Raw genomic sequence first — 17,118 nt, 5'->3', positions numbered from 1 at the left:
TCAGTTCACCGCCCCCTTCTGCCGCCACTTGTCGAGAATCACGGCGAGGACGATCACCACGCCTTTGGCCACGTATTGCCAGAACGAGGACAGCCCGAGAATGGTGAGTCCGTTGTTCATCACGCCGATGATCAAGGCACCCACGACCGTGCCCCAGATCGTGCCGACGCCGCCCATGAGGCTCGTGCCGCCCAGCACGACCGCGGCGATCGCGTCCAGTTCGTAGCCCGTGCCCCAGTTGCCGCTCGCCGCGTAGAGCTTGCTGGCCGACATCGCGCCTGCGAGCCCGGAAAAAAGCCCGCTTATCGAATAGACGAACAGCAGTACGCCGCGCACCCTGATGCCGGTCAGCCGCGCGGCCTGCAAATTGCCGCCCACCGAGTAAATATGGATGCCTAGTACGGTCTTGCGCAAAATCACCCACGACACGAGCACGACGGCAACCGCGATCCAGATCAGCCACGGCACGTGCAGAAAGTCGTCGTTGCCGATCCACTCGAAGCTCGGAATCGAGTTGTTCAGTACCGTGGTGCCGTTCGACAACAGATACGCCGCGCCGCGAAACGCCGTCATCGTGCCGAGCGTGACCACGAACGGATTGATGTCGAGAAACGCGACCATGACACCGTTCAGCGCACCCATCACCAGACCGGATGCGACGAACACCGGGATGGACCACGCCGCCAGGCTGCCCATCAGCGACAGCTGCATCCCAAGCACGGCGGACACGGCCAGAATCGAGCCGACGGACAGATCGATGCCCGCCGTGAGAACCACGAACGTCATGCCGGCGGCGAGCACGAGGTTGATCGCCACCTGGCGCAGCACATTCATCGTGTTGTCGGCGGTCGCGAAATTCGATGTGCCATCGGCACTGAAATGCACGGTGAGGAAGTAGAACACCGCGTACAGCACGACCAGCACCGGCAGCATGCCGAGACGCTGCATCAGCGCGCGCGCGGAAAACGGCGCGCGCGACGCATGTGCTGGCGCGTCCGTATGTATTGGAGTACGAGCCGGGGTTTCGCTTGATTCAGCCATGGTTGATGTGTTCCTCCACTCGTTCATGACGGGACCCGGCGACGGACTCGGTGTCCGTTGCCAGACGCATGATGTTTTCCTGGGTGATCGCTTCGCCCGCGAGCTCTCCGGTAATCGCGCCTTCGCGCATCACGAGGACACGGTCACAGACGCCGATGATTTCCAGCAGCTCGCTCGATATCACGATCACGCCGACGCCCGATTCGGCCAGCGCGTGGATGATCTGATAGATTTCGCTCTTCGCGCCGATGTCGACGCCGCGAGTAGGCTCGTCGAGTATCAGCACCTTCGGGCCGATCTCGAGCCAGCGCGCGAGCAGGACCTTCTGCTGGTTGCCGCCCGAGAGACGCCCAACCGGCAGCTCGAGATTCGGCGTCTTCACGCCGAGTCGAGCGGCTGCGGTTTTCGCGCGCGCTCGCAGGGCCCGGTGATCGACGAGGCCGAAGCGCGTATGACGGCTCGCGACATTGAGAACCGCGTTCTCGCGCACGCCGAGCTGCAGGAAGAGGCCGAGCGCCTTACGGTCTTCCGGTACGTATGCGAGACCGGCTTTCATCGCCGCGCGCGGATCCGCGACAACGAGCGTTTTGCCTTCGATCTGCACGGTCCCCGATGTCTTCTCGTCCGCGCCGAAGATCAGTCTCGCGAGCTCGGTACGGCCCGCGCCGACGAGCCCCGCGAGACCCAGCACTTCGCCTCGCTTCACCGTGAACGTCGCGGGCATGATCTTGCCGCCTCCGACGCCGTTCACTTGCAGCACGGGTTCGCGTTCGGTAGTCGCGCGTCGCTCGTGCTGATAGAAGTCGTCGAGCGAGCGGCCCACCATCATCTGCACGAGCTTTTTCGAATCGAGCGCGTCGCGGGTGAGCTCGCCGACGTACTTGCCGTCGCGCAGCACGGTTACCCGGTCCGCCAACGCATAAACCTCGGCCATCCGATGGCTGATGTAGATGATCGCCATCCCTTCATCGCGAAGCCTGCGCACGACGGAAAACAGATGTTCGGCCTCCCGGTCCGAAAGCGCGGCGGTCGGCTCGTCCATGATCAATACGCGGCCATGATGGATCAGCGCACGCGCGATCTCGACCTGCTGCTGCTCCGCGATCGAAAGCGAGCCCGCCCGGTCGGAGGCTCGAAATCTGGCGCCGAGCTGCTGCAATACATCCTGCGTCTGCCGCAGCATCGCGGCTCGGTCCGAGAGGCCGAAACGCGAACGCGGCTCGCTGCCCATAAACACGTTCTCGGCGACCGACATGTGCGGCGCGACCGCAAGTTCCTGATAAATGAGGCTGATTCCCAACGCGCGGCTGGCCGCGGGATTGGCAAGCCGCACCGGCTTGCCTTCGATGCGGATTTCGCCCGCGTCCGGCTGGTAGACGCCGGACAGTATTTTCATGAGCGTGCTTTTGCCCGCGCCGTTTTCTCCCATCAGCGCGTGGATTTCTCCGGGATGAACGGTCAGTTTGACGCCGGATAGCGCACGCGTTGCGCCGAACGTTTTGTCGACGCCGGTCATCTGCAAGACGGGTGTGGTCATCGTAATCCTCAAGAACGCGAGGCGAGCGCCGCTTCGCTGCGCGCGGGCTGCTCGCCGTGACCCGATGCTTGGCCGGCTAGTCGCGAATCCAGCCTTGATACGTCGCGACGTTCGCCTTCGTGATTGGCGGGGTCGGCAGCAGCTTGACCTTGTCTTTCGGAGGGCGGCCGTTCATCAGCGCGTAGCCGACGTCGACGGCCTGCGCGGCCATACCATTCGGGTCCTGCGCCGGGGAAACGACGAATAGCGACTGCGGGGTCCTGAGCGCCTGGACACCGTCCGGGCCTCCATCGACGCCGCCAATCAGCTTGATGTCCGAGCGTTTCGCCTGCTTGATCGCGAGCTCGGCGCCGATCGCGGTCGGATCGTTGACGCCGAAGACGGCGTCGATCTTCGGATATGCGGCGAGCAGATTCGACATCGAAGTCAGACCGCCGTCGCGGCTGCCGCCGGCGTTCTGGTTGTCGGACAGAATCTTGATAGCGGGGTATTTGGCGAGCTCTGACTTGCAGCCGGTGACCCGGTCCATGATCGACGAAACAGGTGGCCCGTTGACGATGACGAGGCTGCCCTTGCCGTTGAGTTGCTCGGCGATGTATTTGCACGACTGCTGGCCGGCCATCGTGTTGTCGGACATGACCGCCGCGTCGGCGCCGTCCGCGCTCACGTCGACCGCCACCACCACGATGCCCGCCTTCTGCGCTTTGCGCACCTCGGGTCCGATGCCTTTCGAGTCGGCCGCGCCCAGCACGATCATGTCGACCTTGTTGGCGATGAAATTGTCGATCTGGCCCACCTGGGTGTTCAGGTCGTATTTGGCCGAGACGACCGTCACCTGAGCGTTCGGATTGATCTTCTGCGCTTCGCGCGTGACGCTTTGTCCAACCGCGACGAAATACGGATTCGCGAGGTCGCCGACGGTCACGCCGACGGAACGCAGCGGCTTGTCGGCAGCGTGAGCGCTTGCGGCAAGCCCGAAAAGCGCGCACACGAACAGGCTCGTAGCAGTCTTCTTCATGCGATGTCTCCTTGTTTTCGATTGTCTGTGGCTGACATTATGTTTGATTTCTGTTCGAACGGAACATATTCAAACATAATATGACTATATCACCCAACATCGAACATGCAAGGGGGAAGATGTTGTGCTTTGCAGTGTGAAAGGCTTAGGCCGGCGCGGCCGCTGCCATCGCGGAACAGGATCAGGTATTCACCGAGGACACGGACCTTGCGCGGCGTCGACGTTGCATCTGATGTTAAGCCGATGGGGTGCCAGTACTTCGGGCGATAAATCGATATCGCGACGAATGCAGTTTCAGTTCAGCGACACAGGGGAGGACCCGAACAATACCGAGAACTGTCCGTTATTTTTTCGAAAGAAAGTGAAAGCAAGATGTATGAAACCAACAAATTTCAAACACGGCAACGCGAGGATGGCGTATGCGGTAGGGAGCCACCCGCCAAACAACGCTTCTCTAACGACCCGGGACGAATTTCAGTAGCATCCGCTAATAACTTTTTGGTCGCATTTTTTATTTCTTACATCAACTTTCATTTCCGCTACGTTACCGGATACTTGCGGATGGAAAGCTTTCTAAAACTTTGGGTCGTGGCGCGCAGGGTCGATTGAACTGCCGCTGCCAGGCTTGCCGAATGGGAGGCGCAAGCCGGTCGGGCTGCGGCACTCGCCGGGTATCAGTTTCTGTTTTTTGTCACGAACGCATATTTCAAGTGATCTATTTTTTACTTGTTATACCTTGTAGGTTCATATGCAGACGCGCACTGCATTTTCGATTTCAGATAATCGATACTTTTTTGCGAGATATTTGCTGTTTTGATTATCTGTTGGTTCGCGCCAGACATGACTCGTCGGTGGACGCGAACGTTCGGAATCCAGCCGGTAGGTGCTGAAAGGGCTAATTGGACAAAGGCCGTCTACGTTCATCGCACTATGACGCCAGTCGCCAAGGCTTTCCAATAACGCTCTCTTTAGCGATGCCGCTAGCCCCAACCGATTGCCAGATAACTGTCTTGTAGCTGTAAAAAGTCTGTGTTCTAATTCTGCCTAAATTTTCCAGGCCGGCCAGCATGCACCGATCGTGCGTGAGACCAGGTTGGCCTGACAAGCAAGTCACGGTTTCTTCTTCAACGGCCATTACCCCTGACCAAGGTAGTGTTCATGGCCAGCGGAAACCGCGGGGGACGAGCGCTAGAACTGCTACCAGCGCTCTATACGGTAGCCTGCCATCCGCGCAGGTTCGCCCAGCCCTGCTGTGGGTAGCCTGATTCAAAGAAAACTAAAGAAAGGCGCTCACGTTGACGACAACCCGTCAGCGGGTTCTGCTCGCGCGCATGCGGCGAGCGTGATCCTGCGCGCTCTTCGACAGACTTTTGTACCTTGTGCCATACGCTCGCAAACGAAGCGGGCGCCAGCGTTCGTTGTCCTCATAGTCAAGCATCTCCGGAGAGATCCATGTCGAACAGTTTGCAGAAATGGGTGGGGCGTAACCGTCCGCCGCGTGTCCAGATCACCTACGACGTCGAAGTCGGCGATGCGGTCGAGAAGCGTGAGCTTCCGCTCGTAGTCGGCCTGCTGGCGGACCTTTCGGGGCATCCGGCCACGCCGCTGCCAAAGCTCAAGGAGCGCCGTCTGGTCGACATCGACCGTGACAACTTCGACGAGATCATGGGCAAAATCCGCCCGCGACTCGACCTTTCCGTGCCCGACACGATGAAGGGCGAAGGCAATATCAAGGTCGAGCTGAAGTTCGAAAAGTTCGAGGATTTCCACCCAGAAAGCATCGTGAATCAGGTGCCGCGCCTCGCGAAGCTGCTCGAAGCGCGTCAGCAACTGCGTGATCTGCTCGCCAAACTCGACGGCAACGACGAACTCGATTCGATGCTCGAGCGCATCGTGCAGAGCAGCGAAGAACTCAAGAAAGTTCAAAGCCAGGCTCAGGCCAGCAACGCACCCGCAGCCGAGGCTGCAGGTGACGCATCGGCTGAATAAGCCACGACTGGCGAAACCGGCATAACGGGCGAGACCCAAAACGCCCAGTTGTGGGCGCAATGAACTTTCAAAGGTGATTCACATGGAAAGCACTACTGCAGCCGGCGCAGCCGGTAGCGAAGCCCAGACCCTCGAGGCGTCGGCAGGCGCCGAGTTGAGCCTGCTCGAGCGCATCGTTCACGAAGGCAACATGGCCGTCGAGCCATCGCAAAGCGGCTACGCGAAGCAACTGATCGGCCAGCTCGCGTCACAGATCCTCGACGAAGGCATGCGCACGAGCCCGGACAAGAGCGTCGTCGCGATGATCAATGAGCGCGTCGCCGAGATCGACAAGCTGCTCTCGGATCAGCTCAACGCGATCATGCACGACGAAGCGTTCCAGACGCTCGAAGCGTCGTGGACCGGCCTGCATGACATGGTCTATGGCACGGAAACGGGCCCGCGCCTGAAGCTGCGTCTCCTGAACGTGACGAAGAAGGACCTGCTCAAGGACCTCGAAACCGCAGTCGATCACGACATGAGCGCACTCTTCAAGAAGATCTACGAAGAGGAATACGGCACGTTCGGTGGCCATCCGTTCTCGATGCTGATTGGCGATTACTCGTTCGGTCGTCATCCGCAGGACATCGCACTGCTGGAGCGCATCTCGAAGGTAGCCGCTGCGGCGCATGCGCCGTTCATTGCGGCCGCAGCCCCGAGCCTGTTCGACCTGAAGTCGTTCACGGACCTCGGTGTGACGCGCGACCTGTCGAAAACCTTTGAGAGTGCCGAACTTGCCGGCTGGCGTTCCTTCCGCGACTCGGAAGATTCGCGCTATGTGTCGCTGGTGCTGCCTTCGTACGCAGCGCGCCTGCCGTATGGCGCGAAGACGAAGCCCGTCGAGAACTTCAACTTCGAAGAAGACGTCGACGGTAGCGATCACAGCAAGTACCTGTGGGCCAACTCCGCCTACCAGCTCGGTCTGCGCATTACCGACGCATTCGCGAAGTACAGCTGGGCGACCTCCATTCGCGGCGTCGAAGGCGGCGGCAAAGTGGAGAACATGGTCGCGCACGCGTACAAGACCGACGAAGGCGATGTCGTCCTCAAGTGCCCGACGGAAGTGACGATCACCGACCGTCGCGAGAAAGAGCTGAATGACCTTGGCTTTATTGCGCTCGTTAACTCGAAAGGCTCTAACTTCGCGACGTTCTTCGGCGGTCAGACGACCAACCGCCCGAAGCTCTACAACAAGGACGCCGCCAACGCGAACTCGCAGCTTTCGGCGCGTTTGCCATACGTTCTCGCGGCCTCACGCTTCGCGCACTATCTGAAAGTGATGATGCGTGACAAGGTGGGAAGCTTCCAGTCTCGCGGCGATGTCGAGGCGTATCTGAACAACTGGATCGCGGACTACGTGTTGATCAATCCGTCGGCTTCGCACGAACAGAAAGCGCGCTTCCCGCTTGGCGAGGCACGCGTGGACGTGACGGAGGTGCAGGGCAAGCCGGGCGCTTATCGCGCGACCTGCTTCCTGAAGCCCCATTTCCAGATGGAAGAACTGACGGCGTCGATCCGTCTCGTCGCGGAACTGCCGGCAGCGGCGGCCTGATGATCGTGTGTGCGGCGCAAGCCGCACGCACGAGATATTGATCACCTATTGAGAAGAGACAGCTATGGATACCGTTCTGCTGCAGATTAAGGACATCAAGGGTAATTCGACACTGGAGGGCGCGACCGAACATATCGTCCTGTATTCGTACTCGCTCGGCGTCACGATGCAGATGAACAACGACGTGGGCCGCACGGAACGTACGCTCGGTCGTCCGAACTTCATGGAATTTAACGTCAACAAGGCGACCGACCAGTCCACGCCGGCGCTTTACGCAGCTTGCGCCGGGGGCACGAAGCTCGGGGAGGCCAAGATTTCGATCGGGCGCAACGAAAACAGCAAGTTCATGCCGCTGATCGAGTACACGCTCAGCGACGCCATGATCTCGGCGATCACGACTTCGGGCTCCGGCGAATCGCAGGATAACGTGACGATCAACTTCTCGAAGATCACGACCACGTACACGCAGCAAAACGTCGACTCGACGAAGAAGGGTACCGCGTCGTTCGGCTGGGATCTGGCCGCGAACAAGGCGATCACGGTGTCGGCTTCCTGATTCTCAACTGCGCACCGCCGGCGGAGTCTGGAGCTTTTCGGTCGGTGATACCCGGAGCATTTGCTTGATGCCCGCAATCGTAAGCGGTTCACCGATGCCATTGTTCGATCGCCTCGCCGCCAGCGGCGAGGCGCAGCTACGCGGCGCAGACGGGCTGCGGGCGTCGATCGCGCGCGAACTCACGCGGCTGCTCAATACGCGCTCCCGTTTGACGTTCGACGAATTTGCCGAAAGCGACGGGAGTGTGATCGATTACGGCGTACCCGATTTTTCGGACCGGTCGCTGCATTCGGGACCGGACCGCGATCTGATAGCCGCAGCGATCGGGCGGGCTATTGCGCTGTTCGAGCCGCGCCTCGCCAATGTCGAGGTTGCGTTTGCCTTTTCCGCTGCGCACGTGCAGCGGGCAATCCTGACCATCAGTGCTCAAATGCGTGCTGGCCAAAGCGTTACGCACGTGGCGTTCGAGCTGGCCGACAACGGTCATACGCTCGTCGCGGCGTGAGGCAAGCACTCAAGCTCACATGCCGGCCGACGACATCCTTCAATACTACAAACGCGAGCTTTCGTACCTGCGTCTGCAAGGTGCGGAGTTCGCGCGTCGCTACCCGAAAATCGCGTCGCGTCTCGCGCTGCACGGCACCGAGTCGCTCGACCCGCATACTGAGCGTCTCGTCGAGGCCACCGCATTTCTCGCCGCGCGCGTGCATCGCGATCTCGACCAGGAGTTCCCGCAGGTCGCTTCAGCGTTGCTCGAGAACGTGTGCCCGACGCTCGTGCAACCCGTACCGTCGATGACGGTCGCGCAGTTCGAACTCGATCCGACCCAAGGCAAGGTGACGGCCGGTTTTGCCGTGCCGCGCCACACGGGCTTGCAAGCCCGTACGGAAACGGGCGACGCGTGTCGCTTTCGCACGGCGTGGGATACGGTGCTGTGGCCGATTGGCATCCGCCATGCCGCGTTCGGCGAAGACGCCACGCTGCGTCTCACGCTGGAATGCGCGGAGGGCGTCGACTTCGCAGAGCTGGAAATCAGGCAGCTTCGCCTGCACCTCCACGGCGACTGGATGGTGACGATGCCGCTCTACGAACTGCTGGTGTCGGGTGTAACGGACGTCTCGGTGCGCCCGGAAGGCGCGCGGGCGCCGTCGTTGCTGCCCGCGCGCGCGTGGCGCGAAGTCGGCTATGGCGAAGCGGACGACGTGCTACCGCGCCCACCCCATGCGCAGCCCGCATATGCGCTGATGCAGGAATACTTCGCGTTTCCGCGCAAGTTTCATTTTTTCGATCTGCACCATCTCGAAGGGCGTCTCGGCAAGGGCCGCCGTTGCGAGATCGTGCTGCACCTGAACCGCACTCCGCGCGGTCTCGGCATGCTGCACGCGGGGCATTTCCAGCTCGGCTGCGCGCCCGTGATCAACCTGTTCTCGCAGACGAGCGAGCCGATCGTCGTGGATCACCGTCACTACGAGTACCGCCTGGTCGCGGATCAGCGGCGCGAGTCGATCACGGAGATTCATTCGATCGAGTCCGTCGTCGCGTCGCATCCGACTCTTGGGGCCGAGGCGGCGGTGCCGTGCTTTTCGGCCATCGATCACGTCGAGGCCGATGGCAACACCGTGTTCTGGTCCGCGCGCCGGGAACATAGCCTGCGAGAGAACGTGCAGGGCACGGACATGTTCCTGAGCTTCGTCGATTCGGCCAACGTGCTAGCCGATCCCGGCGCACCCGTGATCTACGCGAACGTGCTGTGCACGAATCGCCGTCTTGCCGAACAGGTGCCAGTGGGCGCGCGCATGCTGATCGAGAAGGTCTCGCAGAACGTGCGCGTGCGCTGTCTTTACGAGCCGACCGCTCAGCGCAGCCCCGCACTCGGCAGTGAAACGCTGTGGCGTCTGATCTCGCTGCTCACGCTCAACTATCACTCGCTCGTGAGCGGCGCGACGGGCCGCGCGCAGTTGCAGGAAATGCTGCGGCTGTTCGCTTCCGACAGCACGCGCGAGCAGGACCAGATTCGCGGCATCCGCAGCGTGGAGGCGCGCAGCGCGACCGCGCATGTCGGCAGCGACGCGTGGCGCGGCTATTGCCGCGGCACCGAGGTCGTCGTCGAGTTCGATCCCGAGAACTTCGTGGGCGGCTCGCCGCTGCTGCTGGGGGCCGTGCTCGCGCGCTTCTTCGCGATGTATACGTCGGTCAATTCCTTTGTACGGCTGCTGGTGCGCCGTGGAGACGAGATATGGAAGCAATGGGAGCCGATGACAGGCTGCCAGCAGCTGCTCTGATCGCGCGTCTCAAGGCGAATCCGCAGCGCTTCGATCTGTTCCAGGCGATCAGTCTGCTGGAGCGAGCCGCGCCGTGGGCGCGTGCGCTCGGCCGCGGCAATGGGCTAGGCGAAGCCGTCCGCCTCACTGGCCACGTCTCGCTTGCATTCGAGCCGAGCGACGTCCACAGCGTGCGCGAGAAGACGGCGGCGCAACAGGATGGCATGCCCGCTGGCACCAGTGTGTCGTACGCGCCGCGCGCAACCTGGACATTGTCCACGCCCGTGCTTACGCTCGCGGGCGCCAACGGCCCGTTGCCAATGGCGTACACCGAACTCGTGCTGGAGCGCCGCGCACAGCGCGACACGGCGACGGCGGACCTGCTCGACATCTTCAATCACCGCTTTCTGTCGTTCCTGTATCGCAGTCGCAAGAAGCATGCGCCCGGGCTGAACTGGCGCTCGCCACACGCGAGCGCGATCGCGGCCTCTCTCGACGCGCTCAGCAATCTGGGCCTGCGCGACGGCATACGCGGCCCGCGTGACGCGCGCCTGTGGTTGCGCCACGCAGGTCTGCTGAGCGCCGCGCCACGCTCGATGACGGGCCTCATCGCGATGCTTGCCGACCGGCTCGGGCTCGAAGTGCGCGGCGAGCAATTCGTCGGCGGCTGGCGCGAGGTCGACAGCGCCGACTCGCTGCGCCTCGGGCGCGCGGGCTCGGCGCGGCTCACCGGTGTGGCCGTGCTCGGGCGTCGCACGTGGGACCAGGCGAGCGGCATCTGCCTCGAATTCCCCGGCCTGAGCAGGGCGCGCTTCGAGGCGCTGTTGCCCGGCGGCGCGGATCACGCGCTCGCCGCGTGGCTCATTCGCGCGTATCTGCAGCAGGATTTCGACGTGCAGTTCGTGCTGCACCTTGCGTCGCAAACCACCGCCTGCGAAGTCGGTGGGCCGCGCGCGTCCCGCCTCGGCTGGACGACGTGGCTGGGCGGCTCGCGCCATACCCCTCACGCACCGGCACCGGTGCGCCTCGCGCTGCGCGAGGCCGCCGCGCCCGCGACGAAGGTTCACTAAGGAATCCGCGCATGGATATCGATATTCGCACGCTGTTGAGCCGCCTGAATCCGGAATGCAAGCTCGCGATGGAACAGGCCGCGCAGCTGTGCGTGCGACAGACGCATTACAACGTCGACGTCGAGCATCTGCTGCTCACGCTGCTGGAATCCGATGCGCCGGACCTCAAGGCCATTCTTGCGCACTTCGCCGTCAAGCCCGAAACGCTGAGCGCGCAGCTGCAGAAGACCGTTGATGGATTCAAGCGCGGCAATGGCCGCACGCCGGCGCTTTCGCCGAACTTTTCGCCGCTCTTCCAGGAAGCGTGGCTGCTCAGCTCGATGCTGCTCGGTGAGCAACAGATCCGCTCGGGCACGCTCGTTCTCGCGCTGCTCGAAGTCGACACTCTGCGCGGCATGCTGCTCGAATCGGCCCCGGCGCTCCTCAACTTCCCGCGCGCGGCCCTGCGCGACCGGCTCGCGGCGATTCTCGCGGGCTCGTCCGAAGATGCGGGCGGCTCGCACATGCCCGGCCAGGACTCCGAAGCGGCGCAGCCTGGCGCGGCGTCCGCGTCCGCATCGTCTGTGGCGCGAGAGGCGGGTGCGATGCCGAACATCGCGGGCGGCGCTGGCGGGAGCGGCCGCAAGTCGGCGCTGGAGCTGTACACCGTCGACATGACCGGCCTCGCGCGTGAAGGCAAGATCGATCCGATTCGCGGACGCGACGCCGAAATCCGCCAGTTGATCGACGTGCTGCTGCGCCGCCGCCAGAACAACCCGATCCTCACGGGCGAGGCGGGCGTGGGCAAAACGGCCGTGGTGGAGGGTTTCGCACAGCGCATCGTGCAGGGCGACGTGCCGCCTGCGCTCGTCAACGTGTCGGTGCGCTCGCTCGATCTTGCGCTGCTGCAGGCGGGCGCGGGCGTGAAGGGCGAGTTCGAGAACCGGCTCAAGTCGGTGATTGCGGAAGTGAAGGCGTCGCCGGTGCCGGTGATCCTGTTCATCGACGAGGCGCATCAGCTGATCGGCGCGGGCGGCAGCGAGGGCCAGGGCGACGCGGCCAACCTGCTCAAGCCGGCGCTCGCGCGCGGCGAGCTGCGCACGATCGCCGCGACCACGTGGGCCGAGTACAAGAAATACGTGGAACGCGATCCGGCGCTCGCGCGGCGCTTCCAGGTGGTCAAGGTCGAGGAGCCAAGCGAGGCCGTCGCGATCGACATGCTGCGCGGCATGGTGCAGAAGCTCGAAGAGCACCACGGCGTGGAAATCCTCGACGACGCGGTGCGCGACGCCGTGAAGCTTTCGCATCGCTACATCTCCGGGCGCCAGTTGCCGGACAAGGCGATCAGCGTGCTCGACACGGCGTGCGCCCGCGTGGCGATCGGCCAAAGCGGCACGCCCGAGGAAATCGAGGCGCTTGGCCGCACGATCGAAGCGGCCGAGCACCAGCTTCGCATCCTGCGCCACGAGGCGGCCACGGGCGCCGATCGTGCTGACGCCATCGCTGTGACGACGAAGCAGCTCGACGACGCGCGCGCGCAGCGCTCGCGCCTCACCGACAAGCTCGCCACCGAAAAGCGCGCAGTGGAAGAGATCCTCGCGTGGCGCAAGAAGATCCGCGGCTATCTGTCGGACCCGGACAGCGCGGCCGATGGCGAGGATGCCGCATCGCTCGCGGTCAATCTCTCGCGCCTCGAAAAAGGCCTCGAAGCCATGCAGAACGACGAGCCGATGGTGCCCGTATGCGTGGACTCGGAGACGGTCGCCCAGGTCATTTCGGGCTGGACCGGCATCCCCGTTGGCCGCATGCTCGCCGACGAACTGCACACCGTGCTGTATCTGCAGGACAAGCTTGCCGAGCGCGTAGTCGGCCAGGACGAAGCGCTCGACGCGATCGCGCGGCGCGTGCGCACGTTCCGCGCCGATCTCGACGATCCGGGCAAGCCGGTGGGTGTGTTCCTGCTCGTCGGGCCGAGCGGCGTGGGCAAGACCGAGACAGCGTGCGCGCTTGCGGACATGCTGTACGGCGGCGAGCGCAACATGATCACCGTGAACATGTCGGAGTTTCAGGAGGCGCACAGCGTGTCCGGGCTCAAGGGCGCGCCGCCGGGATATGTCGGCTACGGACGTGGCGGCGTGCTCACCGAGGCCGTGCGCCGCCGTCCGTATAGCGTCGTGCTGCTCGACGAAATGGAGAAGGCGCATCCCGACGTGCTGGAGCTGTTCTTCCAGGTGTTCGACAAGGGCGTGATGGAAGACGGCGAAGGCGTGCCGATCGACTTCAAGAACACGCTCATTCTGCTGACCTCGAACGCCGCGCAGGATGTCATCACCGAAGCGAGCCGGGGCGGCCGCCGCCCGCCGCCCGACGAGTTGATCGAGAAGCTGCGCCCGGCGCTGCTGCGGCAGTTCAGTCCGGCTTTTCTGGGCCGGCTCGTGCTCGTGCCTTACTACCACCTCGGCGACGCGCAGATCAGCGCGATTGTGAACCTGAAGCTCGAACGGCTCGCGCAGCGCTTCGAGCGCAACCATCACGCTGGCCTCACGTGGGACGAAGACGTGGCCACGCTGATCGCGCAGCGCTGCAAGGAAGTGGACAGCGGCGCGCGCAACGTGGACCACATCCTCACGCAGTCGGTGCTGCCGGAGCTCGCGCGCCAGGTCCTCGAGCGCATTTCGATTTCCGAACCATTTGGCGGCGTGCATCTCGCGCTGACGCCGGCCGGCGCGATCGAGTTCCGCTTCCTGTCCAGCGAGGAGGCGTAAGCGCATGTCGACGCCCAGCCAGTCGAACTGGTTTGCATCGGTCTCGACGCCGTTCGGCGCGGACGTGCTGTTGCTCGACGGTTTTGGGGGCCATGAAGCGATCTCGGAGCTATTCAGCTTCGATCTGCGGATGCGTTCGACTAACAAGGCGCTCGATCCCGACGAGATCGTCGGCAAAAGCGTAACGGTGACGCTCAAGGACCAGAGCGGTGTCGCAAGATATTTCAACGGCATCGTGACGCGCTTCGCACACGCGGGAGCGGACGCGCAGCACGGCTTCTATTCGGCGGAGCTTGCGCCGCGCCTCTGGTTGCTCACGCTCGGGCGAGACCGCGTGATCTGGCAGAACCAGTCGGCGCTCGACATCATCAAGAGCGTGCTGGGCACCTTCGGCGTCACCTTCGAGGACCGCACGAAGAGCAGCAGCGCCTATGGCGTGCGCGAATACTGCGTTCAGTACGATGAAAGCGCCTTCCACTTCATCTCGCGGCTGATGGAAGAGGAAGGTGTTTTCTATTTCTTCACGTTCGCGGACGGTGCGCACACGATGGTGCTCGCCGACGACCCTTCCGGTCACGACACAACCCCGGCCGGCGACCTGTATTTCGCCGCCGACGCGAATACCGCCAGCAGCGCGAAGCGACTCGATTCGTTCGCGATGGCGCGGGGGGTCATACCCGGCGAGCACATCGTCAGCGACTACGACTACACCAAGCCTTCGACGATGATTTCATCGTCGAAGGGTTCGTCGAGCTTGCCGACCGGCGCGCGCTATACGTTTCCCGGCCGTGTCGCCACGGCCGGGCAGGCGACCCATCTATCGACCATGCAACTCGAGGCGCACAACGTCACGCAGCAGGTCGGGCAGGGCGCCAGCGGGTACTACGGCCTCGCCGCCGGCACCACCTTCACGCTCGGCGGGCATCCGGACAGTTCGCTCAACGTGAGCTATGTCGCGCGCTCGGTGCGGCATACGGCTTCGAATACCGCCTACAGCAACGAATTCGAGGTCTTTCCTGTCACCGTGCCGTTTCGCGCGCCGCTCGCGACGCCCCGGCCGCTCGTGGCGGGCACGCACACCGCGAAAGTGGTCGGCTCCACCGATGAGGAAATCTGGACCGACGCGCAAGGCCGCATCAAGGTCAAGTTCCACTGGGACCGCACAGAAGAGGCCGACCAGAACAGCTCCTGCTGGGTGCGCGTGGCGCAGTCGGTGGCCGGGCCGGGCTGGGGACACCTGTTCCTGCCGCGCGTGGGGCAGGAAGTCGTCGTGAGCTATGTGGATGGAGACCCCGACCGGCCGCTCGTCACCGGGTGTGTCTACAACGGAGAGAACGCGACGCCCGTCACGCTGCCGGCGAACCAGACGCAGAGCGTGATGCGCTCCCGCTCATCGAAGAAAGGCACGGCGGGCAACGAGATTCGCATGGAGGACAAGCTCGATTCGGAAGAGCTGTACTTCCACGCGCAGAAGGACATGACCGTCGAGGTCGAGAACGCTGTTTCGACCACCGTGAAGGCCGGCGACGAAACGCACACCGTGACGCAGGGCAATCGCACGATCTCGGTGAGCAAGGGCAACGAGTCGCACACGGTGAAGGGCACACGCACGCTCGATGTGACAGGCGACGAAACGCACACGAATCACGCGAAGTTCACGCACAGCGTGACGGGCGATCACGCGCATACCGTCAACGGCAATTACACGCTGAAGGTGGGTGGCAATCTGGTCATCGAGGTGACCGGCTCGGTCAGTATCAAGGCCGGCTCATCGTTCGCGAGCGAAGCCGGCACCACGCACACGAGCAAGGCCACGACCACGCTGAGCACCGAGGGCATGACGATTTCGCACAAGGCCTCGGCGCAGCAGACGGTCGACGGCGGCGGTCAGCTCGCGCTCAAGGGCGGCATTGTCCAGCTCAATTGAGAACGCCATGTCCGCGCCTATGCCTGCTACCGCCGTGTTGTCCGTCGCCGGGTCCGCCGAGACCGTCCAGCCGACGGTGGCCGAGACGCACGATGGCGCGGGCCGCATCGTGAGCCGCGCCGAGCTCGTCAACGGCGTGCCGCACGGCGAGAGCGTGCAGTACGCCCCCAACGGAAGTGCGCTGCTGCGCGCGAGCTACGCATTCGGCCTGCTCGACGGCATGTTGCGAACGTTCGACGCGCAGGGGCGGCCCGTGCAGGAAGCGCAGTACCGCATGGGCCAGCTCGATGGCGCAATGTCGGTGTATCAGGACGGGCGCCTCGCGGGCAGGCAGCAATACGTGGCCGGCGTGCTGCACGGCGAGAGCACGACGTACGCACCCTCCGGTCTCGTGACGTCGCGCATGACCTACGAGGCTGGCAAGCTCGAACGCGATGCGCTCTTCCTGCATGACGGCGTGGTGATACGACGCGCGCGCTTTGCGAAAGGCAGGCTCGAAGGCGAGACGCGCGAGTATGCCGCCGACGGCACGCTCGCGCAGAGCCTGCCGTACCGGGCGGACCTGCTGCATGGCACCGCACGCCGTTACGCACCCGACGGGACCGCGACACACGAGCGCGTCTATCGCCTGGGCAAGCCGCAAGGCGACTGGCGAGCGCTCGACGCACCCGCGGCGAACCGCGACGCCGCGCGTGGGCCGCGCATCGTCAAGCAACTGGAAAAGTGGGTGAGAGGGTAGACATGGGAATTCAGGTGACTTCGGGCGCAACGCTCCAGTGCAGCTTCGGCGCCGCGCCCGCGACGCTGCAGGTGTTGCCGCTCAACCGCGTGATGGCGGGTGCGCCGGCGGCGAACATCACGGACTCCAAGCCGTTCGTCAACATCATGCCGTTCGGGCAATGCAGTTCGATGGCCAATCCCATGGTGGCCGCTGCCACGGCCGCGGCATTGGGCGCGCTCACGCCGATGCCATGCGTGCCCGCGACGGTCGCGCCGTGGGCGCCGGGCTCGCCGACGGTCACGATCGGCGCGATGCCTGCGCTGCAGAACTCCTCAAAGCTGATGTGTATGTGGGCCGGCGTCATCCAGGTCGTCGCACCCGCGCAATTCACCACGCTAACCGCCTGAGGGCGAGACAGATATGCAATACGTTTTTTCGATGACTTCGCGCATGGTGACGATCGCCGTGAGCTGCGCGCTCCTGCTATGCGTGCTGCTGTTCCTGCTCGGTATGGAGATCGGCGCTCGCATGAACCGCTCGCCCGCGCAGAGCGCCGCGCCCGTCGTCGTTTCCGTCGCGCCGCAGTCCGGCGCAGCCGCCCAGTCGTCGCTCGACACAGGCGATCTGGCCGCTGCACCCGCACCCGCTTCTTCGACTCCTTGA

14 protein-coding genes are annotated in these 17,118 nt (G+C 63.6%); 11 read left to right on the top strand and 3 right to left on the bottom strand.

Features of this window, described 5'->3' with window-relative positions; all coding sequences use genetic code 11:
• The 3 genes from VSR82_RS34140 to VSR82_RS34130 form a co-directional block, all read right to left on the bottom strand.
• Nucleotides 1-1,041, bottom strand: coding sequence for an ABC transporter permease subunit (locus tag VSR82_RS34140; protein WP_429462772.1), 1,041 nt, complete (start codon nt 1,039-1,041; stop codon nt 1-3).
• Nucleotides 1,034-2,578, bottom strand: coding sequence for a sugar ABC transporter ATP-binding protein (locus VSR82_RS34135; protein ID WP_368584280.1), 1,545 nt, complete (start codon nt 2,576-2,578; stop codon nt 1,034-1,036). The genes VSR82_RS34140 and VSR82_RS34135 overlap by 8 nt, the downstream gene beginning before the upstream one ends.
• A 76-nt stretch (nt 2,579-2,654) precedes the next feature.
• The gene (locus tag VSR82_RS34130) at nt 2,655-3,596 is read right to left on the bottom strand and encodes an ABC transporter substrate-binding protein (RefSeq protein WP_429462771.1); all 942 of its coding nucleotides are present in this window, start codon (nt 3,594-3,596) and stop codon (nt 2,655-2,657) included.
• 1,452 nt (nt 3,597-5,048) lie between these two features.
• Here VSR82_RS34130 and tssB point away from each other — a divergent pair.
• From tssB to VSR82_RS34075, 11 genes are all read left to right on the top strand, one after another.
• Complete coding sequence (gene tssB / locus VSR82_RS34125) at nt 5,049-5,585, top strand: type VI secretion system contractile sheath small subunit (RefSeq protein WP_368584278.1); 537 nt, start codon at nt 5,049-5,051, stop codon at nt 5,583-5,585.
• An 82-nt stretch (nt 5,586-5,667) separates the two neighbouring features.
• Nucleotides 5,668-7,176 carry a type VI secretion system contractile sheath large subunit gene (tssC, locus tag VSR82_RS34120; protein WP_368584277.1) on the top strand — a complete coding sequence of 503 codons (1,509 nt, stop codon included), beginning with the start codon at nt 5,668-5,670 and terminating at the stop codon, nt 7,174-7,176.
• A 64-nt stretch (nt 7,177-7,240) separates the two neighbouring features.
• On the top strand, nt 7,241-7,732 hold the full coding sequence (locus tag VSR82_RS34115; protein WP_368584276.1) for an Hcp family type VI secretion system effector: 492 nt from the start codon (nt 7,241-7,243) through the stop codon (nt 7,730-7,732).
• Between the two features lie 67 nt (nt 7,733-7,799).
• On the top strand, nt 7,800-8,237 hold the full coding sequence (gene tssE / locus VSR82_RS34110) for a type VI secretion system baseplate subunit TssE (protein ID WP_429462770.1): 438 nt from the start codon (nt 7,800-7,802) through the stop codon (nt 8,235-8,237).
• A gap of 19 nt (nt 8,238-8,256) precedes the next feature.
• Nucleotides 8,257-10,014 (top strand): type VI secretion system baseplate subunit TssF, encoded by a 1,758-nt coding sequence (gene tssF, locus VSR82_RS34105; RefSeq protein WP_429462769.1) that lies wholly within the window; start codon nt 8,257-8,259, stop codon nt 10,012-10,014.
• On the top strand, nt 9,969-11,063 hold the full coding sequence (gene tssG / locus VSR82_RS34100; RefSeq protein ID WP_429462768.1) for a type VI secretion system baseplate subunit TssG: 1,095 nt from the start codon (nt 9,969-9,971) through the stop codon (nt 11,061-11,063). Before tssF ends, tssG begins: the two co-directional genes overlap by 46 nt.
• An 11-nt stretch (nt 11,064-11,074) precedes the next feature.
• Nucleotides 11,075-13,807, top strand: coding sequence for a type VI secretion system ATPase TssH (gene tssH / locus VSR82_RS34095; RefSeq protein ID WP_368584272.1), 2,733 nt, complete (start codon nt 11,075-11,077; stop codon nt 13,805-13,807).
• A gap of 4 nt (nt 13,808-13,811) precedes the next feature.
• Entirely contained in the window at nt 13,812-15,734 is a 1,923-nt protein-coding gene (tssI, locus tag VSR82_RS34090) for a type VI secretion system tip protein TssI/VgrG (protein ID WP_429462767.1), read from the top strand.
• Between the two features lie 7 nt (nt 15,735-15,741).
• Nucleotides 15,742-16,473, top strand: coding sequence for a toxin-antitoxin system YwqK family antitoxin (locus tag VSR82_RS34085; RefSeq protein WP_429462766.1), 732 nt, complete (start codon nt 15,742-15,744; stop codon nt 16,471-16,473).
• 2 nt (nt 16,474-16,475) lie between these two features.
• On the top strand, nt 16,476-16,862 hold the full coding sequence (locus VSR82_RS34080; protein WP_429462765.1) for a DUF4280 domain-containing protein: 387 nt from the start codon (nt 16,476-16,478) through the stop codon (nt 16,860-16,862).
• Nucleotides 16,863-16,875: 13 nt separating this feature from the next.
• Complete coding sequence (locus VSR82_RS34075) at nt 16,876-17,118, top strand: hypothetical protein (protein ID WP_429462764.1); 243 nt, start codon at nt 16,876-16,878, stop codon at nt 17,116-17,118.

It is taken from the genome of Burkholderia sp. JPY481 (genome assembly GCF_038900515.1).
In the GTDB taxonomy this organism is placed as follows: domain Bacteria; phylum Pseudomonadota; class Gammaproteobacteria; order Burkholderiales; family Burkholderiaceae; genus Paraburkholderia; species Paraburkholderia youngii.
Note: the sequence above shows the minus strand (reverse complement) of the source record. Positions and strands in the feature narration are given on the sequence as shown.